At 62.7% G+C, this 22,939-nt stretch carries 13 protein-coding genes, 1 pseudogene and 1 riboswitch; of the genes and pseudogenes, 9 read left to right on the top strand and 5 right to left on the bottom strand.

The features are described 5' to 3' along the window. Positions 1–232: 232 nt before the first annotated feature. The 6 genes from ACVOLQ_RS17430 (at position 233) to ACVOLQ_RS17405 (ending at position 14,131) form a co-directional block, all read left to right on the top strand. Positions 233–3,424 carry a type VI secretion system Vgr family protein gene (locus tag ACVOLQ_RS17430; protein WP_481528774.1) on the top strand — a complete coding sequence of 1,064 codons (3,192 nt, stop codon included), beginning with the start codon at positions 233–235 and terminating at the stop codon, positions 3,422–3,424. Positions 3,425–3,466: 42 nt separating this feature from the next. Next, positions 3,467–6,727: a hypothetical protein gene (locus ACVOLQ_RS17425; protein WP_481528773.1), complete on the top strand. Its 3,261-nt coding sequence runs from the start codon at positions 3,467–3,469 to the stop codon at positions 6,725–6,727. Between the two features lie 3 nt (positions 6,728–6,730). Continuing rightward, positions 6,731–8,110, top strand: a complete 1,380-nt coding sequence (locus ACVOLQ_RS17420; RefSeq protein WP_481528772.1) for a hypothetical protein — start codon at positions 6,731–6,733, stop codon at positions 8,108–8,110. A 500-nt stretch (positions 8,111–8,610) separates the two neighbouring features. Next, a complete protein-coding gene (locus tag ACVOLQ_RS17415) occupies positions 8,611–11,508 on the top strand; it encodes a type VI secretion system Vgr family protein (RefSeq protein WP_481528771.1) in 2,898 nt (965 codons plus the stop codon). Between the two features lie 3 nt (positions 11,509–11,511). After that, positions 11,512–13,134 carry an esterase/lipase family protein gene (locus ACVOLQ_RS17410; protein ID WP_481528770.1) on the top strand — a complete coding sequence of 541 codons (1,623 nt, stop codon included), beginning with the start codon at positions 11,512–11,514 and terminating at the stop codon, positions 13,132–13,134. A 13-nt stretch (positions 13,135–13,147) separates the two neighbouring features. After that, positions 13,148–14,131 (top strand): T6SS immunity protein Tli4 family protein, encoded by a 984-nt coding sequence (locus ACVOLQ_RS17405; protein WP_481528769.1) that lies wholly within the window; start codon positions 13,148–13,150, stop codon positions 14,129–14,131. 353 nt (positions 14,132–14,484) lie between these two features. On the opposite strand, the gene ACVOLQ_RS17400 is transcribed toward ACVOLQ_RS17405, so the two are convergent. Continuing rightward, positions 14,485–14,847 carry a VOC family protein gene (locus tag ACVOLQ_RS17400; protein WP_313173405.1) on the bottom strand — a complete coding sequence of 121 codons (363 nt, stop codon included), beginning with the start codon at positions 14,845–14,847 and terminating at the stop codon, positions 14,485–14,487. Between the two features lie 144 nt (positions 14,848–14,991). Here ACVOLQ_RS17400 and ACVOLQ_RS17395 point away from each other — a divergent pair, with 144 nt between their 5' ends. After that, positions 14,992–15,753 carry an SDR family oxidoreductase gene (locus tag ACVOLQ_RS17395; RefSeq protein ID WP_481528782.1) on the top strand — a complete coding sequence of 254 codons (762 nt, stop codon included), beginning with the start codon at positions 14,992–14,994 and terminating at the stop codon, positions 15,751–15,753. Positions 15,754–15,874: 121 nt separating this feature from the next. On the opposite strand, the gene ACVOLQ_RS17390 is transcribed toward ACVOLQ_RS17395, so the two are convergent. The 4 genes and pseudogenes from ACVOLQ_RS17390 to ahcY all read right to left on the bottom strand — a co-directional run bounded on the left by ACVOLQ_RS17390 (position 15,875) and on the right by ahcY (position 19,341). Next, complete coding sequence (locus ACVOLQ_RS17390) at positions 15,875–16,330, bottom strand: GyrI-like domain-containing protein (protein WP_313173406.1); 456 nt, start codon at positions 16,328–16,330, stop codon at positions 15,875–15,877. A gap of 76 nt (positions 16,331–16,406) precedes the next feature. Next, positions 16,407–16,598 (bottom strand): annotated as a pseudogene (locus ACVOLQ_RS17385) (DUF4287 domain-containing protein); the annotation flags it as partial. Between the two features lie 86 nt (positions 16,599–16,684). Continuing rightward, the gene (locus ACVOLQ_RS17380) at positions 16,685–17,485 is read right to left on the bottom strand and encodes an aminoglycoside adenylyltransferase family protein (protein ID WP_481528768.1); all 801 of its coding nucleotides are present in this window, start codon (positions 17,483–17,485) and stop codon (positions 16,685–16,687) included. Positions 17,486–17,895: 410 nt separating this feature from the next. Next, positions 17,896–19,341: an adenosylhomocysteinase gene (ahcY, locus tag ACVOLQ_RS17375; RefSeq protein WP_313173409.1), complete on the bottom strand. Its 1,446-nt coding sequence runs from the start codon at positions 19,339–19,341 to the stop codon at positions 17,896–17,898. 32 nt (positions 19,342–19,373) lie between these two features. Next, positions 19,374–19,490: riboswitch (S-adenosyl-L-homocysteine riboswitch) on the bottom strand. Between the two features lie 116 nt (positions 19,491–19,606). Between ahcY and ACVOLQ_RS17370 the strand changes: the two genes are divergently transcribed. Further along, positions 19,607–22,108, top strand: coding sequence for an alpha/beta hydrolase family protein (locus ACVOLQ_RS17370; protein ID WP_481528767.1), 2,502 nt, complete (start codon positions 19,607–19,609; stop codon positions 22,106–22,108). 285 nt (positions 22,109–22,393) lie between these two features. Continuing rightward, positions 22,394–22,837, top strand: a complete 444-nt coding sequence (locus ACVOLQ_RS17365) for an REP-associated tyrosine transposase (RefSeq protein WP_481528766.1) — start codon at positions 22,394–22,396, stop codon at positions 22,835–22,837. The last annotated feature ends 102 nt before the right edge of the window (positions 22,838–22,939 follow it).

Here is a 22,939-nt window from a genome sequence, read left to right as displayed (position 1 = left end):
AAACAGTGCGCCAGCGGGCGTTTCCGCGGCTTTCGGGTTGATCGGTAACCATTGAAATCAAGCTTCTTCCCCCCGCGCACTGGCAGCAGGCGCTGTAGATAGGCCCGGGCACGGGGCGGTGACTGCAACGCAGGCGCCGTGAAAACCCGCGGAGGCAACTTCTGGTAAATTCCGCGAAAGGAATCCGATTGGTGTCTGCAGATTGCAGACAGTCATCACATCTGGAATAGGCATGGATAAGCTGAATAACCTGATGGCGCAGATCGCTGTGCTGGGTAATGCCCAGCGGCAATACCAACTGCAGTGCGATGCGTTTGGCAACAACGTGGTCGAGCGTTGGCGGGGGCGAGATGCCTTGTCTGCACATGCCGCCACCGAGGTGGATGTACTTGCCACCGAACAGGGCGCGGACCTGCAGGCACTGCTCGCCAAGCCGGCGATCTTGCGTATGCGCACCGCCGATGGTGGTGAACAACGCCGCAGCGGTTTGATTGCATCGGCAACGTGCCTGGGCAGCGACGGCGGCCTGGTTCGCTACCGCTTCTCACTGCAGTCCTGGACCTGGTGGTTGCAGCACGCACGGCATAGCCGCGTATTCCAGGACAAGACGGTTCGGCAGATCGTGGACAGCGTGCTCGAGGGCTATCCGGAGCTGGCGCGTTGGCGCTGGGCCGAGGGTTGCGATGAGTTCATTGCCGCGCGCGCGCGCAGCTACTGCGTGCAGTACCGTGAAAGCGATCTGGCCTTCGTGCAGCGGCTGCTTGCCGAAGAGGGCCTGGGCTGGCGCCTATGCCAGGACGAGCAGGCGCCGTGTGGCAACAGCATGGAGATATTCGCTGACAGTTCGGCGCTGCCGCAGGATGCCGCAAGTGCCTCGGTCGGCGTGCGCTTCCATCGCAGTGACGCCACGGAATCCAGCGATAGCATCCAGACGCTGGGCCGGCAGCGTGCACTGGGCAGCAACCGCATCAGCTTGCTGAGTGACGATTACCGTTCCGTACGTGGCATCAGCGCGCAGCTGCCGGTGGATGGCGGTGGCGAGCAATCGCAGCGCGAGAGCTACGATGTGGTGGGTGCTTATGCATTCAGCAACGCGGCTGCGGCGGGGTGGTATGCGCGGCTGCAAGCGCAGGCGCATGAGGTGCACGCGTGTACCTGGCTTGGCCAAGCTACGGTGCGTGGTTTCCAATCCGGCACCTGGATACAGGTGCAGCAGGCGCCGTTTTCATCCGCGCCGGAATTGCTGCTGACCGAGTTGGATCACGCCGGCATCAATAACCTGCCCACCGATATTCGGCAGGCGCTGGATGACGCACTAGGCAAGCCGCCCATCAACACGGCAGATGCAGCCCTGTGGCAGCAGGCCGAGAAGGTGGGTTATGCCAATCGCTTCAAGGCGACCGAGCGCGCGATGCCATGGCGGCCTGCGCTGGAGGATGGCTCCGGCCAGCGGCTCAACCCGCGCCCGACCGCACCGGGCTACCAGACCGCACGCGTCGTCGCTTCGCATGGCGGCAAGGGCCAGGACGTCCATGCAGACCGCATGGGCCGCATCCGCGTCTGTTTCCATTTCCAGAATGGCGAGGCCGATACCACCTGGCTGCGCGTGGCCCAGCGTTACGCAGGCCCGGGTGTGGGCGCACAGTTCCTGCCGCGCATCGGCCAGGAAGTGCTGGTGGGTTTTCTGGATGGGGATATCGACCGGCCGATCGTGCTGGGCGCGCTCTACAACGGCCGCGGTGAAGCAGGTGTTGCACCGACGCCCGCAGGCGCCAGCGGCAACGACGACCGCAGTGCCTATGCACAGGCACGCGATAACGCCGGCAGCGCACAGGGCAATCTGAGCGGCGGGCACGCACCCGCATGGCATGCCGCAGGCGCGGGCGACGACGCCCACCGCAACGCGGGTGCTGTCTGGGGCATCCGCTCGCGCGAATGGGAAGGCGGCCAAGGCAGCAATCACCTCCTGTTCGACGACAGCGATCAACAACTGCGCGTGCAGCTGGCCAGCAGCCAGCAGACCTCGCAGCTGAGCCTCGGTCACCTGCGCCACCAGGCCGACAACTTCCTCGGCAGCCTGCGCGGCACCGGTTTTGAACTGCGCAGCGACGCCTGGGGCGCGGTACGCGCCAGCTCCGGTGCATGGTTCAGTGCCTATACGCATCGCAGCAACAGCCCTGCTGGCGAAGCCGTACAGCCAGCGGCGTTGCTCGGCCAACTGCAAAGCCTGAGCACCCGTTTCAGCCAGGCCGCCCGCACCCACCTGACCAGCACGTTGGTGATGAAGGAAGGCGCGCGTGGCAAGGAGCGTTCAAGCATCGTGCCGGATCAGGCGCCTCTGGCCGCCATGCTGGCCAGCGCCAGGACCACGGTCGCGGGCACGGCATTCGACGCCGCCAGCGGCGAAGCTGCACAGCGCCAGGCCACAGCAGGCAGCGGCCGCGTCCCGCACAGCGGGGACCCCCTGCTGGGCTTTGCCGCACCCGCAGGCATCGTCCACGTCGCAGGGCAGGCCCTGCACTGGTCGGTGGGCGAAGGCTTGCTGCTGGCCAGCGGCGGCGACAGCGACACCGCAGTGATGGGCAACGCCCGCCTGCACGCCGGGCAGGCCATCGGCATGCTGGCCTGTGCGGTAGAGGGCGGCGCGGAAGGCGGAAATGCCTTGAGCGTGGTGGCCGGGACCGGCGAATTGAATGTGCAGGCCCAACACAACGAAGTGCGCCTGCAATCGCGGCAGGCGCTACGCGCAGCCAGCGCGCAGGGCGTGGTGGAGCTTGCAGCAGGCAAGACGATCCACATTGCGACTTCAGGCGGCGCCAGCGTGACCATCGAGGGCGGAAACATCACGTTCAACTGCCCGGGCACGATTACCGTGCATGCGAGCAAGAAGTCGTTTGTGGGGCCTGCCGAGTTGGCCAGGGAACTGCCAACTTTCCCGGTCCCCAGCTTCGCGCCGGAACCGATGGACTTCGATTTCTGGTTGCAGGACATGCCCGGCCCAACCGGAAACCCGCTGGCGGAGACGTCCTGGAGAATCATCAGGAACCGTGGCAAACCTTTCGGCGCTGCCTTGCGTGATGCAAAGCGTGTGCTGCTGGAGGGGGTAACCGACGCTGACGGCCATGTTGTGCTGGATGACGAGCAGCAGCAGCTGTTGGCGCGCGAGTACGCTGGCACACCCAGCCAGCTTTGGTTGCTGTACCCCGGCCACTCGGTGCAGATCGATGTTGCCCGTGACAAGGGTGACTGGGATGAAGATCAACGCTTGCGCATGGAGCTTGGCGCCGCTGGCTTCACCGCGGCGGTACGCACCGACATGGTCGGCATCCGCCAGCAAGGTGAAATGAACTATGCAAGGAATGCCGTTGAGCGGTTCGACCAAGGCGGTACATCGGCAAAGTTGAAAGATTTCATAAAGCGTTGACTAACCGCGCAACAATTGCGCGTTGGCGCAAGGAAGGGACTCATGAATGGTAGAAGGACCGTAACGCAGATTGTTGATGACAGCGGCAAGGCGCAGCGCGCCTATGAGCAACCTGGCTGGTTCTTGACCAATACCGATGACAAGTTGGGGGAGGCCTTTGAAGGCCAGAGTGTTGTGCTCGATCCAGCGCTCCCCGAATGGTCCGAAGTATTCGGGCAGCCACTGCCAGGTCACGATGTTGAGTTCTTTGTCTGTGGTGACAGCTACTTCAAGCGCGTGGCTCGTGAGATCAGCAACGCACAAGAGAGCGTTTTCATCGCTGGCTGGCAGATCAACTACGCCGTACAGATGGGCGACGGCAGTACGTTGCTTTCTTGTCTGGACAAAGCTGTGGAGAACGGCGCCACGGTCTATGTGATGCCATGGTTGGCGCCGCCGGGGCCGATAGACACCGGTTATCTGCACACCATGATGGCGGTGTTCCATCTCAATGGCGGCAAGGGACTGATCAATAGAGTTCCCAGGAAGGGCCGCGCGTACTGCATGCCGGCGCTCGGCCAGAGTGACATGAGCAGCTTGAACGCATTCTTTTCGCATCACCAGAAAATGGTGGTGGTGGACAACAAAAAAGCGTTCGTTGGCGGCATCGACCTGGCCTACGGTAGGCGCGAAACCGGTACGTATAGTTTGCTGGCTGAGGGGCGGACTTTAGGGGAATACTATTCGCCAAATATTCCGCCCATCAAAGAGCCAACGGCGGTGGAGCTGAGTGATTGCGTGCCGCTGATAGAGCTGCTGATCGCTGGCTTGTTGCCGATAGGGCGAGGATTGGCCGTGTTTCCGTTCACGCCGGCGAGGGGCATCTTTGCGCGTACGGTCGACTTCAGTAAAAGCATAAGCGACTGGATGGGCGATAAACGCGATGGCATAAAAGACTTCGTTGATCGCCATAACCCGCTGGAAGGGGAAGGTGCCAAAGCATTGGAGTATGGCGAGGCCAAAGTCGTCGAGGCCCAGCAGTGGCTTTGGAACAAAGTGCCCTCTCCGCAGCGACGTGAAATTCGCAGGCTCTGGGATAAAGGTGGCCAGGAGTTCAGGCAGAGCGTTGACCTGATGTGGGACCTGTTGCTCGGGGTCGATATCTCCCAGCTTCCCTATAAAAAAGAGATCTTCGCTTTGGTCGGGGACGCGGTAAACGCTCTCGTCGGCGTACTGGTTAGCCTCTCCAGCGAGTGGATAGGTGCGTTCGAGCGCTATGACCGCTTGTTTGACGAGCCTGTAAAGCAGCATCCAGGCCAGACCCGCATGGTCGACCCGGAGCGCCAGCCTCGGCAGCCTTGGCATGACGTACATTGCGGTATCGAGGGGCCGGCAGTTCACGATCTCAGCCGGAACTTCACTCAGCGTTGGAATGCAGTCGCGCAAGCGTATCGGGGGACGTACTCCGCCAATCGCCATCAGCCTTTGGTGCGCTATTTCATGCTGCTATTCAATATAGTGACACCCTCGAGGTCGAATGTAGCCAACATCGAGCCGCAACACAGACCAAAGAATATCGTTGCGGGCGCGGCGCCCAACAAAAGCTGTTGGGTTCAGGTATTACGCAGTGCTCCAGAAGAACTATTGCGGGCGGAACATGCGGCAGGCGCCCAACAAGCCAAGGCACCTGTACAGAATAACTGCCTGAAGGCCATGCTGAAGGCGATTCATGGTGCCCAGCAATTCATCTACATCGAAGGCCAGTTTTTTCAGAGCGACAACGCTGGTTTTGTGGATGACTACGAGCCAGATAAACCTCTGTCAGGGCCGGCGGGCGCGATGGTTTCCATCCGCGGCTTGGAAGGCTACGACAAGTATGCGGAGTTGTTGGGCATCAAGGATGTGCCGATCAACACCATCAACCCGGCCACGGTGAAGTGGCAGAACACCGGGAAGGTGCTGCTTGATGATGACTATCAGGCGTTCGAGCGTGCGGTGCGGCGTATCCTCAGTAATCACGAGACCATCACTGCTGTCGATGTGCTGGAGCGCGCGGGCAAGGAGAAGCCGAGTCAGCAGAACCCGCGACCGAAATCGCTGTACCAATCGAAGTTGCTCAACCCGATCAACAAGGCTCTGGCGCGGCGCATCGAGCGTGCAATCAACGAAGGCAATCCGTTCCACGTCTATCTGGTGGTGCCAGTGCACCCGGAAGGCATGCTTGACCAGATAACACTTATGCGTCAGGTGGATCTGACCATGCAGTCACTGGTGCACGGCACCCAGAGCTTGGTCAATTGCGTGCGCCGCGCGTTGGTCGCGCGATATGAACAGGAGCATGGTGGGCTGAGCGAGGAGCAGGCGCTGAAGAAGGCGCAGGAGATGTTGTTGGAAGAACTTCTGGAGCAGAATGCTGGAAAGCGGTGGCCGAATTACGTGACCTTACTGAATCTGCGTAATCATGCGGTCATGGCCAGCGGACGACCGGTAACCGAACAGATCTATGTGCATAGCAAATTGCTGATTGCCGATGACAACGTGGCTGTTCTTGGTAGTGCCAACATCAATGATCGCAGCATGTTGGGAATGCGAGATTCGGAACTGGCGGTCATTGTGGCTGGTGGTCCGCAGGTGACGGTGAAGCTGGATGGGATGCGCTCGTCGAGAGTTTCTTCGCGAGTGCACGAGTTCAGAAAATCCTTGTGGCGTAACATTTTCGGTGAGAGCGGTAAGGGGAGTGTGCGGCCTGCGGGAAAACTGCTCAACGTGGATGTTATTGCGCAACCTGCTGCGATGGACACTATAGAACTTATTCGACGACAAGCCGGTGATAACGCAACAGCGTATGAGGCGGCTTTTGCGTTTGTGCCGAGAGGCGTACCTGCAGGGGTTGTTTCGGAAAATTCGGTCAACGTAATGAATATGAACGCTGCGCTTTGGCCGACATGGCACTATCCTGAGCCCGGAGACGCGCCTGCGGGAGGGCAGTATGGGGGAAATCGTGGCAAGCTGAAGTTTCGTATGCCATTTGATCCACTGTTCTGGCGTGAGGCAAAACGTGCTGATGACGACAAACATCTGATCTGGGAGATTGGTTATGACGCCAAAGCCCGCCCACAAGGCGTGGTCGGTGTCGCGCCAGAGAGGGTGCCGGTGGGTGTGCAGGGCTTTATCTGCGCCTTGCCGTTGGGCTGGTTGGCTAGAGAAAGCAATAACACTGGTTTTGCGCTATCGATCCTGGCTAACCTTGAAAAAGATCAGGTCCAGCATGATGAAGTGCAAATCGCACAACTTGAAACTGTGCGGGCGCCAACTCGAGCTTGAGGCATGAATGCGATGGAAGAACGAATGGAAATGGGGCGGACGCTGCTACTTGTCTCAGCACTCCTGGTAGGCCCGGTTGCCTGCGATGCGTCGACGCCGCCGACGGTGCCTCCCCCTGGGCCCGTGGTTGAGGGGCGTCTGCAGCAGCATATGTCACGTCTACAAACAACGCGTGACTTCAGGCCGAGCTGGACACCTGGTTCTACCCGCGAGTGTTTGGGGCGGCTGGTATTCGAGGTGGATGGCCCGATCGAATGGGCGCTGGATCCGCTGCGCAAGGTGGAGGACAACGAACCCCCCTTGTTCGCGGATGGCGTGCCTGGTGATCGTCGTGAACGCATGGGCTACGGGGAAATGCGGGTGATGGTGTCGCAGCCAGCCACGGAAGAGGTTATGGAGATGCACCGTGATCGCTATCAATTTGCGGATCGTGGCGCGAGCGTTGCCGCGTGGACAAGAGGAGTTGCTGAGGATGAGGCTGAGGTAGAGGAGGCCCGAGCGAGAGGGGCGGATGAAGCGATAATTCGAGGTCGAGAATTGAGAGTGCAGGAGTCCAAAGAAAAGCTGAAGATTGCCCGCAACCGACGCGTCCACAGTTTCGGCTTTCCCGGCGAGCTTGCGACAGAAAGTGGCACCGGTCGATTGGCGGTGCGCGCTTTGTTGGATGGTCATGTCATTTCGTTGGTGGCCTATGTGAACTCGGAAGAGGGCAATCCGCTCCGAGAGGAGGCCATGGCCAAGATACGCCGCGACATCAAGCGCATGCGGCTACGCGCGCCCGGCGAAGTACCGGACGAACCCGGTGTCTGTTTCCCGGGCCTGTTCTTCGCCGACGACGGCACCACGGACTACCACGCGCACGCCTCGTTCCGTTACCTGGACCGGCCCAATGTGGCCTACAGCATCGATACGGGTTACCGGCCGGCACCAGAGGAAGGCGAAGGTATCGCCAAGCAACCCATCTCCAACTGGAGGCAGGTGCTGGCCTATCCAGGTGTGCTGCTGACAATGCCGGCAGATGATGTGCAGCGGCGCGATGTTGTCAAACCGGGCGGAATTCTAGCCGGCGGTTTGAGCTTCGATAAAACCGGTATCGCGATCACCCGCGAAGGGGATACCAAGCGCGATCCCAGTGTGCGCACTTACCAGCTGTATGCAGGCATGCCGGGGATTGAAGGTGTTCAGGCGATGCCCTTCGTTTCGATGACGATGCAGGGTTGGTCGCAACAGACCTATCCGCAGCTGAAGCAGCAGCCGCCGCCGCTGGAGGAAAGCGAAAAGCGTTTCGACGCCATCCTGCACAACCTGCACTTGCGGCATACCACGCCGGAGATGCCTGATTACGAACGCCTATTGGGCAAGCAGATTGTTTCGCCAGAGTAGGCGGGACAGCAGCTCTGCTCTCTCCCTTTCGCGCATCGAAGGGGAGGGGTGCTTTTGAGGCTGTGCACGCCTGCAGCAACCCCCTCCCAACCTCCCCCTGCTGCGCAAGGGGAGGGGCCGAAGCGCAGCTTTGCTCAGGGGTAACAAGGAAGTTGCTGGGACATAGTTCCGACCAAGAAAATCATGAAGAGCGCTAAGCGACGCATGAGCTGGCAATAAGCAGATCGCAGAAGTGTTTTGAGGCGCGCCCGGCGAAATCGAAGAACCGTGACACCAGTCTCTCTACGAGCGATCAGGTGGAGTTCTACACATTTGTGAATAGAACTGGTGTCTTCACGCAAGCATTCGCAAAGGCCGCAATTTGAGCCAATTTCCAAGCTGTCCCCACCAATCCGCCCCCTCCAACCCGTAACGCGGGCTATAGGAAAGTTCTGATAGATTCGGACTGGGGGATCCGATTGCGTCTGCTGAAGGGCGGGCGGGTATGGCATTGGGTTGGCATGGATAAGCTGAATAGCCTGATGGCGCAGGTGGCTGCGCCGAGTGATGCACAGCGGCAGTACCAGTGGCGCTGCCCAGGATTTGACGGGGGCATGGTCGAGCGCTGGTGGGGCCGCGATGGACTGTCTGCGCATGCGCAGACGGATGTGGATGTGCTGTCCACCGATCAAGGTGTCGCGCTGGATACGCTGCTTGGCACCCAGGCGGTGCTGGTGATGCGCATGGCCGATGGCGGTGAGCAGCAACGTAGCGGTCTGGTCGCGCAGGCGCAGCGCTTGGGCAGTGATGGCGGATTGGTGCGCTATCGCCTGTCGCTGCGGTCGTGGACCTGGTGGCTGCAGCATGCGCGCCACAGCCGGGTGTTTCAGGACAAGAGCGTGCGCGAGATCGTCGACGCGGTGCTTGCCGACTATCCGGACCTGGCCAATTGGCGGTGGGCCGAAGGCTGCGACGAATTCATTGGTACGCGCGTGCGCAGCTATTGCGTGCAGTACCGCGAGAGCGACCTGGACTTCCTGCAACGGCTGTTGGCCGAGGAGGGACTGGGTTGGCGTTTGTACGCCGAAGAACAATCGCCATGCGGCAATGGCATGGAGATCTTTGCCGACAGTCTGGGCCTGCCACAGGACGCAAGCAGTGCCGCCTCCGGTGTGCGCTTCCATCGCAGTGATGCCACCGAATCCGCGGACAGCATCCAGACGCTTGGCCGGCGTCGCGCCTTGGGCAGCACCAGCCTGAGCCTGCTCAGTGATGACTACCGCCAGGTGCGCAGCATCAGTACGCAGCTGCCGCTGGAGGGGGGCGGTGAGGCCTCCAGGCGCGAGAGTTATGACGCGGTGGGCGCGTATGCGTTCAGCAATGCCGGTGCGGCCGATTGGTACGCCCGTTTGCAGGCGCAGGCGCATGAAGTCCATGGCCGCAGCTGGCAGGGCCAGGGTACGGTGCGTGGCTTGCGTTCCGGCACCTGGCTTGAGGTGCAGCAGGCACCGTTTGCGACCACGCCCGAGTTGTTGCTGGTGGATGTGGAGCATGCCGGCGTCAACAACCTGCCGACTGACGTGCGGCAAGCGATGGACGATGCCTTGGGTGTGGCCCCGCTGGCGGCAGGCGATGCAGGGCTGTGGGAGCAGGCCGAGAAAGTAGGTTACGCCAATCGCTTCAAGGCCACGGAGCGTAACCTGCCTTGGCGGCCTGCGCTGGAGGATGGCAATGGCCATCGGCTGAATCCACGGCCGACCGTGCCGGGTTATCAGACGGCGGTGGTTGTCGCGGGGCAGGGCGGCAACAGCAAGGACGTGCACGCCGACAACCTTGGCCGGATTCGAGTGCGCTTCCATTTCCAGGACGGGCAGGGCGACACCACCTGGTTGCGGGTAGCCCAACGTTATGCGGGCCCCGGGGTTGGTGCACAGTTCCTGCCGCGCATCGGGCAGGAGGTGCTGGTCGGGTTCCTCGATGGCGATATCGATAGGCCCATCGTGCTGGGTGCCCTGTACAACGGGCGTGGCGAAGCGGGTATTGCGCCTACGCCGGCTGGCGCCAGTGCCGATGCGGATCACAGCGCATATGCGCAGGCGCGCGATGGCACTGCCAGCGCACAGGGCAACCTGAGTGGTGGCCATGCACCGGCCTGGCATGGGGCCGGTGCAGGCGATGATGCACACCGTAATGCCGGGGCGATGTGGGGTATCCGGTCGCGCGAATGGGAGGGCGGCGAAGGCAGCAATCACCTGCTGTTTGACGACAGCGACCAGCAGTTGCGGGTGCAGCTGGCCAGCAGCCAGCAGACCTCGCAGTTGAGCCTTGGCCATCTGCGCCATCAGGCCGACAACTTCCGCGGCAGCCTGCGTGGCACTGGTTTCGAACTGCGCAGTGATGCCTGGGGTGCGGTGCGCACTACCTCGGGCGCGTGGTTCAGTGCCTATGCGCATCGGGCCGGGAGTCCCGCGGGTGAAGCCGTGCAACCGGCGGCGTTGCTCAATCAGTTGCAGGTCTTGAGCACGCGCTTCAATCAAGCGGCACGCACGCACCTGACCACTGCATTGGCGATGAAGGAAGGTGCGCGCGGCAAGGATCGCTCCAGCATCATGCCGGACCAGGCACCGCTGGCGGCGATGCTGGCCAGTGCCAGGACCACGGTGTCCGGTGCCGACTACCAGGCTGCCAGCGACGAGGCTGGGCAGCGGCAGGCAACGGCCGGCGATGGCCGGGTACCACATAGCGGTGACCCGCTGCTGGGCTTCGCGGCGCCGGCAGGGATTGTTCACGTCGCCGGGCAGGCGCTGCATTGGTCGGTAGGGGAAGGCCTGCTGTTGGCCAGTGGCGGCGACAGCGATACCGCCGTGATGGGCGCTGCACGCCTGCATGCGGGTCAGGCCATCGGCATGCTGGCCAGCGCAGTGGAGAGTGGTGCCGACGGCGGCAATGCCTTGAGCGTGGTGGCCGGTACCGATGCGTTGAATGTGCAGGCACAACATGACGAGGTGCGCCTGCAGTCACGGCAGGCGCTGCGCGCAGCCAGTGCGCAGGGCGTGGTGGAGCTCAGCGCGGGCAAGACCGTCCATATCGCTACCACCGGTGGTGCCAGCGTCACCATTGAGGGGGGCAATATCAGCTTCAACTGCCCGGGCAAGATCACCGTGCATGCGAGCAAGAAGAGCTTCCTCGCTGCCACCCATCTGTCCACTGAAATGAACAGTTGGCCGGACGCACAATTTGATGATGTGTACGTGGTGCGGCACCGTGCCACGGGCGAACCCATGGCCAATACGCGGGTGCAGATCACCCGCGGTGATGGCGGGCGCAGCGAGGTGGTCACCGATGCGCAGGGGCGCCTGCCACGGCAGCGCGGACAGGGCATCGATGAAGTGCTGATCAAGATTCTGGGGAAGGTCTAGGGCATGGAAGAGAAACAGGAAGTTGTGCTGCCCAGCGGAGACTGGGACGAGGATGGCCGGCCGGTCGCGCGTGCGCGGCTCACCCAGGTCAAGGACAAACGCGACAAGGTGGTCGAAGCCGATACCGACGCGGTGATTCCGGTCATTTTCCTGCCCGGCATCATGGGTACGAATCTGAAGTCGAAGATCACCGGTGACCCGGTATGGCGGCCGCCGAACACCGACGGTGTCGGCGCGGTGCTGGGCGCGATCGGGCAGATGTTCGTGTTCCTGTTCCGTGGCGCCGCCACGCGGCAGCGGCTGCTGAATCCGTTGACCTCGGAGGTGGATGACCGCGGCTCGCTGGATGCGGAAGGCACCATTCCCGAAGCGCTGGCGCGCGAGCGTGGTTGGGGCCAGTTGATGCGTTCGGCCTACAACCCGGTCATGGCCGAGATGCAGCGCAAGCTCAATGACCTGATGTCGGCGGGCAAGCTGCAGCCATGGTGGGCGGAGGAAGGCGCACGCGCGCCGGCTGAGTATGGCGAGATGGTGGGCGGCAATGCCGCGCTTACCCAGCAGCAGGTCAAGCACGCGGCGCACTATCGTTTCGAGGTCTGGTCGGGGGGATACAACTGGCTGCAGAGCAATCGCATCTCGGCCCAGGACATCATCGCCCGCATCGACAATGTGATCCTGCCGTATTACGCAACGCGAGGTATCAACGCGCGGAAAGTGTTGCTGGTGACCCACTCAATGGGCGGGCTGGTGTCGCGCGCGGTGTCACAGGTATCCAACTACGGCAAGTTGCTGGGCATCTCCCATGGCGTGATGCCAGCGACCGGCGCAGCGGCGACCTACCACCACTGCCGTGCCGGCTATACCGGTGCCTCCAGCATCATCCTGGGCCGCAACGCCGGTGAGGTGGTGGCGATCCTGGCCAGGTCCGCCGGCGGTCTGGAGTTGCTGCCCGCCGCCGACTACAACGAAGGCAAGGCCTGGCTGCAACTGGGCGATGAGGGCACGCGCTTGCCTGTGGGCGGCGATCCCTACAACGAGATCTACCTCAACACCAAATGGTATGGACTGGTGCCCGAGGGCAATACCGAATTGCTCGATCCGAGCGCGCCAACGGCAGCGGCGGCTTCGGCGCGTGAGGAGGAGGATGGCCCAGCGCTTACGCCACGCACCAGCTTCCAGATCAATATCGAAGGCGTGCGTGATTTCCACAAGGACATCATGCGTAAGTACCACAAGCCGACTTTCGCCCACTACGGTGATGACGCCAAGCAGCTTGCCTGGGGCTCGCTGGTTTGGAGCGGTGGTCGCATGACGAGCGTGGACTCGGTGACGCCGGTGTCGGACAACCGCAACGGCAAGATCAAACTGAAGGATGCAGTGGGGGTGATCAAACTGGAGATCGCCGATCCCACCGACCCGGGTGATGGCACAGTACCGGCGTGTTCAGGTGCGGCCCCCAAAGCTGAGGTTACAGGGTGTTTCCGCCAGGGCAGTTTCGGCACCGGCCAGTACGCATTGAAAGGTAAGAAAGGCTATGACCATCAAGGCAGCTACAACGACGAGCGCACCCGCTGGGCAACACTGTATGCCGCCGTCCGCTTCGCGCAGGGCGCGGACTGGGCGTGAGGTGTTGCACGCGATGACGCGCCGGCCGCTGCTGCGCAGCGTGTTGGCTGCGGTACTACTGACCTTTGCCTCGGGCGGCGTTGCCGGCGCGGCAGCGAAACGACAGGGAAGCGAAATGAAGACTTTGTGTGTTGGGCGATTCCTGCTGGATGTTCCTGCGGCGACCACGATCCAGCCCGGCTATGTGTATGCACGCAAGAAGGTGGAGACGACTACGGGGGTATCGGCGGAGGTGTTTCGGCAGCGGGTGGCTGCGCGTATCGCGGCGTTGAAGGCCGCGCGCCATCGGGCCGGGGAGTCCATGTCGGTCAGCGAGACGCGGCTGGACGAAAACGCGGTGCTGGTCACGTCGTGGCTCAGCGAAAGCAGCCGTGCAGGTCATCGCCAGGAGCTGTATGTGCTGGACCCTGCGCACAACGTGCAGTACCTGGTCAGCGGCGAAACCGAGGCGGCGAAGTTGCCGGCGGCGATCGAGAACTACCGCGCACTGCGGCCGAGGATCAGTTACCGCGATCCCAGTACCATTCCGACCGCCGCGGGCTTCTGCATTGATTCCGGCTTCATATCCGGCAATCGCATCAATAGTGAGGAGATGACCATCGGCTTGCGTCCACGTGCCTATCCAGGTGCACGCATGACGTTGATGTCCTATGTCACCGGCAAGCCGGATCAGCCCTTGCTGCAACGGGCCTCGGATCTGCCGCCGGAATATGCTGCCGCTGCGGCACGAATGCGTAACCTGCGGCGGGGTGAGCGCAACGTCGGGCCGATCCAGGGGCAGGAGATTCTCGCCCATGCTGAAGGTGACGGGCGCAGGATGTATGCCTTCCTGTGGGAATCGCAGGGCCGTGCGGAGTCGTTGCAGTTCCCGTTCCTGTCACTGCAGCTGCTGACCGACGAGAAGGCCGACGTGCCGGCATTCCGTGATGACGCACAGGCGCTGGGGCTGTGGGACCAGGTACTGGGCAGCCTGCGTTTACGCCCCGGCGCAATCTAAGTTTTTCTTGATTGTGGGAACGGCATAAGCCGTGAAGCAGATGGTGCCGGAGGTTTCGGGTATTCGCGCCATCTGCGGATCTTCCAGCTTCGCGGCTTACGCCGCTCCCACAACAGCAATCTTGATGCTGCAGTTTGTTCAAGCTCAGGGGGCACGCGCTTCGCTTGCAACCGGGCGAATCCGCATTTTGTAGGAGCGGCGGCAGCCGCGAAGCTGATGGTCTCCAAACCCTGACTATCAACGCCATCTGATGATGTGCCGGCTTCGCGGCTGACGCCGCTCCTACAACAGCCTGGGTGCTCGGCAATTTTTAAGCCGGGTAAGCACTCTCCGGTGCCTGGCATCTACCGGACTCAAAGCTCCTGGCCAAACATGATCCTGTGGCCGTCGATCGTGCGCACTCCGAACTCGCGCATGCCCCAAGGTTTGTCGGCAAGCGGCTGGATGAATTCGGCACCTGCGGTTCGGTACTCCTCGAACAGGGCGCTGGCGTCCGACACGGTGACGTAGCCATACCAGGCATGGTCACCAAGCGCATGTGGCGGTGTTGCATCGCTGCACTCGCCCAGCATCACCCGGAAACTGCCGCGTGACATGAAGCTCCAGCCGGGTGCGGTGAAGTCCATCTGCAGGCCAAGGACCGAGGCGTAGTAGTCGGTGGATCTGGCCAGGTCCCGCACGGCAAGGGTGAAACGCACCGTGACGAAGTCGCTCATGTTCTCTCCTGCGGCGTGATTGCAGCCATCGTGCACTGATTCCGGTTGCGATCCTGCTGCGTTGGCTTAGCTGTCCGAATCTGGCGGGCAATGCTGCTGTCGAGGATGCAGCATGCGCTTCCTTCATTGATTGGAGCCTACATGATGCAGCTACAAGGAAAGGTCGTGATCATCACCGGTGCCAGTTCCGGTATTGGCCGTGCCGCGGCGCTGTTGTTCGCGGCCGAGGGGGCGGCGCTGGTGCTGGGTGCGCGCCGCGGCGCAGAGTTGAATCAACTGGTGGCGGAGATTTCCTGCAGTGGTGGCCAAGCCGTGTGCCTTGCCGGTGACGTTCGCGACGAAAGCTACGCGATTGCCTTGGTCGATCTGGCAGTGGCGCAATACGGGCGATTGGATGTGGCCTTCAACAACGCAGGCACGATGGGGCCGCTGGGGCCGACGCCGGAGGTAACGCTGGCCGATTGGCAGCGCACGCTGGATACCAATCTCACCGCGTTGTTCCTGGCTGCCAAGTACCAGTTGCCTGCGATGCTGCGCGCGGGGAGCGGCAGCCTGATCTTTACCTCGACGTTTGTCGGACATACGGCGGGCATCGCCGGTGCCGCAGCCTATGCGGCCAGCAAGTCCGGCATCATTGGCCTGACCCAGGCATTGGCCTCGGAGTTCGGATCGCAGGGCCTGCGGGTGAATGCCTTGTTGCCTGGCGGCACCGATACCCCGATGGCGCATGAGATGAATGGCTCGCCGGAAGCGATGGCGCAGGTGGCGCGCATGCATGCGTTGAAGCGGATTGCAGAACCGCGCGAATTAGCGGCGGCGGCGCTGTTTCTGGCTTCGGACCAGTCCTCGTTCATGACTGGCGCGGCGATGCTGGTGGACGGTGGCGTGTCCATTCACCGCGGTTGATACGTTGAGCGCATGCCAGACGGGCGCCTTGCGGCGCCCGTCTGCTCCGGTTGGCCGCCTGCCGCCGAAGTTCGTGGTGATCCTCGGCAGAAGGCGGTGTTCGCATTGTTCGCGTTTCCGCTCAATGCACCGGAATGTGCAGCTCCATCTGCGAGGCCGGATCAAACGGATCGTCAAAACGCGCGTCGTAGCGCTCCAGATCAACGCCGTCCCTGGCCTGCAGTCCATGCTCGGCTAGCAGATGATCGTGGATGGCATGGAAGCTGGCACTGATCTGCGCGGCGGTGCCGGTATGGGTGAACACGGCATAGCGTTGCGCAGGAACCTGGAAGCGGACCATGCCTTCCGGAATCTGCGCGTCTGCAGCCACCTGGAAGCCGGTGATGTAGCGGACGGTGCCATCGGGTTGTGGCGCGCAGACGCCATAGCTGACGACAGGTTCGAGTTTGCCGGTGATCTCGTCCTCGCGCGGGATGAAGCGCTGCCAGAGTTCGGCGTAGCCATCTTCGCCTTCGCGGAAGAGTGCCTCCATCCCGATGACGGTGAAGGCGGGACGTTCGATGAGTGTGGGTTGCATGTGGGTGTTTCTTGTCAGAGGAGGCGTCGACGGGAAAGGGGACAGCTGATGCGTAGGGCATTCGATGGCGGCTGTGTCAGCTTCCGCTCTGCGCACGGTGATAGGCGACCAGGGCGTTGGCGTGGCCATGGCCGATTTTGTGTTGCTCCTTGAGGAAGGCCACCTGTTCCATGTGCTTCTTGTCCTTGAGCGTATCGAGCAGCTGCAGCCAGTGCGTCACCGGCTTGCCGTAGGTCTTCTCGATGGACGGGAAATACGAGGCCGGGCCCTAGACTCTTTCGCTGCTGCTCATCGGCGTTTCCTGCAAAGGGGAGGGGCTTGGGAATGATGCGGTAAAGTGCGGGCGTTGGCGATTCAGTGCGGGCGTGTCGCCAGGATTTCGGTAATGCGTGCCTTGGCTGCGTGAATGAATGCCGCCAGCTCGGCCGCAGGCCAGTGGGGAGTGCTGTCGCCCTGGCCCAGATACAGCTGCCGGGCCTGGCTGACAATGGCGTGATGGTGTGCCGGCAATTGCGTCAGCAGCCAGTCGGCGGCGACATCCTTCGGCGCGATGTTTCCGGTCTGCGCGCTGTACCAGATGCGTGCCAGGGTAAGCACGATGTGGGCTTCCTCACCATCCCAGTCCTCCGCGCTATTCCACAGCAACAGCGTGTCTGCCAGTGCCTGCTGGAAATCGCGCTTGGCTACCGGCGGTAGCAGCTCGGTGATGGCAGGGCCCTGCAGGGCGATGCTGTGTTGGCGTGCCTTGGTGAGGAGGATGGCGAGGTCCGGGTCGTGCGTAGGCGGTTCCAGGATGTCGGCGCCGATGTCCTGGCGCAGCCATTCGCCGAACTGCAGTTCGCGGCGTGCGGAATGGCGCCAGGGCATCACTTCGGTGAGGCTGATGACCGTTGCTTCCAATGCCCGCCGTGTTGCGTGTTGGCCGGGCGGGACTGAGATGGCCAATAGCTCGCGTTGCAGATGTCGCAAGGTGGCGGCGTCGGGATGCTGGGCCACGATCACCAGCAGGTCGATGTCGCTGCGTGGTTTCAAACCACCGTCGAGGGCGGAGCCATACAGGTAAATGGCGAGCAGGTTGGCTGCCAGTTGTTGCTGGACCACCTCGCAGGCCAGGGCGAGCTGTGTGGCGATGGCTTCTGGGACAGGTGCAGTCATGGCGTCGGGCAGACAATCGTGTCGGACCGATTGTGCCGTAAACAGAGCGGGCGCCTTGCGGCGCCCGTTCCTTGCATAGCTTGCGTTCACTCCAACCCTTGCAGCGTGCCCGAAAGGACCGTAGTGCCGAGCCATGCTCGGCAGAGGCTTTACCGGCCAAAGCGGCCCTCACCCCAACCCCTCTCCCGTGAACGGGAGAGGGGCTAAAGCTGTAGTGCCGAGCCATGCTCGGCAGAGGCTTTACCGGCCAAAGCGGCCCTCACCCCAACCCCTCTCCCGTGAACGGGAGAGGGGCTCAAACTGTAGTGCCGAGCCATGCTCGGCAGAGGCTTCACCGGCCAAAGCTGCTCTCACCCCAACCCCTCTCCCTTGAACGGGAGAGGGGCTAAAGCAACGCAGGGCAAAGCAAATCAGTAGCGGTAATGGTCCGGCTTGAACGGGCCTTCGACCGGCACGCCGATGTAGTCGGCCTGTTCCTGGGTCAGGGTGGTCAGCTTGACGCCGATCTTCTCCAGGTGCAGACGGGCCACTTCTTCGTCCAGCTTCTTCGGCAGCAGGTACACCTTGTTCTCGTAGCTGTCCTTGTTCGCCCACAGGTCGATCTGTGCGAGCGTCTGGTTGGCAAACGAGTTGGACATCACGAAGCTCGGGTGGCCGGTGGCGCAGCCCAGGTTGACCAGGCGGCCTTCGGCCAGCAGGAAGATCGCGTTGCCGTTCGGGAACACATACTTGTCCACCTGCGGCTTGATGTTGATGTGCTGCACGCCCTTGTAAGCCACCAGCGCATCGACCTGGATTTCATTGTCGAAGTGACCAATGTTGCAGACGATGGCCTGGTCCTTCATCGCGCTCAGGTGCTCGATGCGGATGATGTCCTTGTTGCCGGTGGTGGTGACGTACAGGTCAGCACGGCCCAGGGTGGATTCGATGGTGTTGACCTCGAAGCCTTCCATCGCGGCCTGCAGGGCGCAGATCGGGTCGATTTCGGTGACCACCACGCGCGCGCCGTAGGCACGCAGCGAAGCAGCGCAGCCCTTGCCGACGTCGCCGTAGCCGCAGACCACGGCCACCTTGCCGGCCAGCATCACGTCCATCGCACGCTTCAGGCCGTCGGCCAGCGACTCGCGGCAGCCGTACAGGTTGTCGAACTTGCTCTTGGTGACCGAGTCGTTGACGTTGATTGCCGGGATCAACAGGGTGCCGGCCTGGGCCAGCTGGTACAGGCGGTGCACGCCGGTGGTGGTCTCTTCGGAGACGCCCTTCCAATCCTTGACGACGCGGCCCCAGTAACCCGGGCGCTCGCTGGCAACGCGCTTGAGCAGGTTCTTGATGACCTGTTCTTCGTGCGAGGAGGCCGGCTCGTTGACCCAGTTGCTGCCGTTCTCCAGCTCGTAGCCCTTGTGGATCAGCAGGGTGACGTCGCCGCCGTCATCGACCACCAGCTCCGGACCGGTCAGGGTGCCGTCGGCCAGGGTGAAGGTCAGCGCGTCCAGGGTGCAGTCCCAATATTCTTCCAGCGACTCGCCCTTCCAGGCGAACACCGGCGTGCCGGTGGCGGCAATCGCGGCGGCAGCGTGGTCCTGGGTCGAGAAGATGTTGCACGAGGCCCAACGCACTTCGGCGCCGATGTCCTTCAGCGTCTCGATCAGCACCGCGGTCTGGATGGTCATGTGCAGCGAGCCGGTGACGCGCACGCCCTTCAGCGGCAGCTCGGCCTGGTACTTGCGGCGGATCGACATCAGGCCCGGCATTTCGTGCTCGGCGATGTCCAGTTCCTTGCGGCCCCAATCGGCCAGCGAGATATCGCGGATCTTGTAATCACCTTCCTGCGAGAAGGTAGCGGCAACAGCATTCATTTAGAGCTCCGGTGTGGTGCGAGCAGGCTCGCGTTCGCCGGGCGCCGTTGTTGCGTGAAAGCCGTCCGAGCCTGGCCGTGGGGAGTCCGTGCAAGAACACGGGCTGTAGTGGACGGGTCCACCCAACGGTCGCAGCGCCCCTCGGAACGGGCCGCTCAGTATATCGCGGCGAGGTGCCAGCGCCGCGGGCCCAACCAACGGCAGGGGCCATCGGTGAGGGGGATTGTTAAGTTGGGGAATTGTTTCCATCCAATAGGAATGCGCCATGAATCTGTCTCCCCACCGCCGTCGTCGTGCTTCAGCCGCACTGGTGCTGTGCGCCGGCCTGCTGCTGGCGGTACCGCCGGTCATGGCGCTGACCCCGCCTGCGGCGCAGAAGGGCGCCCAGCAGGGTGAAGGCTACCGACTGCCGTCGGCCGCGCTGCAGGCGGTGGTGGACGCCCCGCGTGCGCCCAGCCTGTACCTGTCGCCCAAGCGTGACCTGACTGCGCTGCTGCAGACCCCGGCGCTGCCGTCCATCGCCCAGGTGGCGGCCCCGGAGCTGAAGCTGGCCGGCCTGCGCATCAATCCCAAAACCGTGTCCGACAGCCGCTTCTCGTTCGGCAGCAAGCTGTGGCTGGCCTCCACCTCCGATGGCAAGGAGCGCCAGATCAGCGGCCTGCCGCAGCCGCTGTCGGTGGCCTCGCTGGCGTGGTCGCCGGACCAGAAGTACCTGGCCTTCAACCAGCTGAATCCGGCCACCGGCAGCAATGAACTGTGGTTGGTGGATGTGCAGACTGCCAGCGCGCGGCGGGTGGCCGAGCGCCTGAACAGCATCGTCGGCAACGGCTATGCGTGGCTGCCGGGCAGCGATGCGCTGTTGGTGATGCAGCGTCCCGCCGGGCAGGGTGAGCCGCCGCACGGCGACGGCGTCCCGACCGGCCCGGCGGTGCAGCAGACCGAGGCCGGGCAAGGCGTGCGCTCGGTGCGCACCTACCAGGACCTGTTGAAGAACGAGGACGACGCGCGTCTGTTTGCCTACTACCTGCAGGCACAGCCGGTGCGGGTGTCGATCAGTGGCGACAGTAAGCCGGTTGGCGCGGCAGGCATCTATCTGGGCCTGTCGGCCTCGCCCGATGGCAATTACCTGCTGAGCCAGCGCGTGCAGCGGCCGTTCTCCTATGCGGTGCCGGTCAGCCGCTTCCCGCGCAACATCGAAGTGCTGGATGCGCAGGGCAAGCTGGTGCACACGGTGGCACGGCTGCCGTTGGTGGATGGCCTGCCAACCGGCAACGATGCCGTGCCGACGGGTGTGCGTTCGATCAGCTGGCGCGCCGATGCGCCGGCCTCGCTGGTGTGGGCCGAAGCACAGGACGGCGGCGATCCGTCGCGCGAGTCCAAGGTGCGCGATGCGGTGCTGCTGCAGGCGGCACCGTTCGACAAGCCGCCGGTGACGCTGGCACAGCTGGGCTCGCGCTATGCAGGTGTTACCTGGGCCAACGGCGAACTGGCGCTGCTGGATGAGTACTGGTGGAAGAGCCGCCAGGTGAAGCAGTGGAAGATCGCGCCGGATCATCTGGACCAGGTCGCGACCCTGCTGGTCCAGCGTTCGGAAGACGACCGCTACAGCGACCCGGGTGAGCCCTTGCTGCAGATGGATGACGGTGGTCGCTCGCGGCTCCAGCTCAGTGCAGATGGCAAGAGTTTCTATCGCATTGGTGACGGCGCATCGGCGGAGGGCGACCGACCGTTCCTGGATCGCGTGGATCTGGCCAGTGGCAAGAGCGAACGACTGTTCCACTCGCAGGCGCCGTATTACGAAATGCCGCTGGGCATCATCGAAGGCGAAGCTGGTCGCATCCTGACCTACCGCGAATCCAATGATGTGCCGGCCAATCTGTATGCGCGTGGTCTGGCCGCCGACGCGGAGCCGGTCGAGCTGACCCACTTCGCCCATCCGCTGCCGCAGCTGCGTGGAGTGAAGAAGGAGCAGATCCGCTACAAGCGTGCCGACGGTGTGGAACTCACCGCCGATCTGCTGCTGCCGCCAGGTTATGACGCCAAGAAGGATGGCCCGCGTCCGTTGCTGATGTGGGCGTATCCGGCCGAGTTCAAATCCGCCGCCGATGCCAGCCAGGTCAGCGGCTCGCCGCATCGCTTCAATGCGATCAGCTACTGGGGACCGCAGGCGTTCCTGGCCAAGGGCTATGTGGTGTTGAACAACCCGACCATGCCGATCGTCGGCGAGGGTGACACCGAGCCGAACGACACCTATGTGCAGCAGCTGGTGGCCAGCGCACAGGCGGCAGTGGATGAAGTGGTGAAGCGTGGCGTGGGTGACCGTGAGCGCATCGCCGTGGGTGGCCATTCCTATGGCGCCTTCATGACCGCGAACCTGCTGGCGCATACGCGTCTGTTCAAGGCGGGTATTGCGCGTTCCGGCGCGTACAACCGCACGCTGACGCCGTTCGGCTTCCAGGCCGAAGAGCGCAACTACTGGCAGGCGCAGGAGGTCTACCAGAAGATGTCGCCGTTCAATTACGCCGACAAGATCAAGGATCCGATCCTCTTCATCCATGGCGTGGACGACAACAACTCCGGCACCTTCCCGATCCAGAGCGAGCGCATGTTCGCCGCGGTGAAGGGCCTGGGTGGTACCTCGCGGCTGGTGATGCTGCCGAACGAATCGCATGGTTACCGCGCACGCGAATCGATCATGACGATTCTGGCCGAAAGCGAAGACTGGCTGGACCGCTGGTTGGGTGCCGAAGCTGGCAAGAAGCGCTGACGTGTTGCCCGCCCTTGCGCCTTCGGCGCAAGGGCGGGAATGTAGTGCCGAGCCATGCTCGGCAGAGGCGTTACCAGTAACGCCAATGTAGTGCCGAGCCATGCTCGGCAGAGGCGTTACCAGCAAAGCCTCGGCAGAGGCGTTACCAGCAAAGCCAATGTAGTGCCGAGCCATGCTCGGCAGAGGCGTTACCGGTAATGCCCCATGCCGAGCATGGCTCGGCACTACAAATGCGGCCTTGAATCACTGACGGACCTTCTCGATCGCCGGCCTCAGGCTGCAGCGATGTCCAGTCCAAAACTGCGCCTCGGGCGTGTATCGCTGCCCAACAACATCTACTCAATCACCACGGTGACCGCCGGGCGGATGCCGCTGTTTGCGAATCGCGAGAACGCCGGACACCTGATCGAAGCAATTCGTCATTGCGAACTGTCGGGCATCGCCCATAGCCTTGCCTGGATAGTGATGCCCGATCATCTGCACTGGCTGTTACAGCTGCAATCCGGATCGCTGGGTGGATGCCTGCAGCGCCTGAAGTCGCGCTCAGGAAGGGCGACCAGTGGTGCAGGATCAATCTGGCAGAGCGGTTATCACGATCATGCAATCAGGCAGGACGAATCGCTACGCGGTGTGGCGAACTATCTGCTGCATAACCCGGTGCGGGCAGGTCTATGCGAGCGGTCGCAGGAATACCCCTATGCATGGTGCAGATGGGGCTGGCAGCTGTGATGCCTTGATGTAGTGCCGAGCCCACGAAGGCGCCCCGGGGTGCCGTAATAGGCCCCCCGACCAGCGCTGGGCGGGCAGGACGCTCCGGGGGGGGGGGGAGTT

Source organism: Stenotrophomonas sp. STEN031 (genome assembly GCF_056759975.1).
The sequence above is the reverse complement of the archived record's forward strand: the minus strand, read 5'-3'. Positions and strand labels throughout refer to the sequence as shown.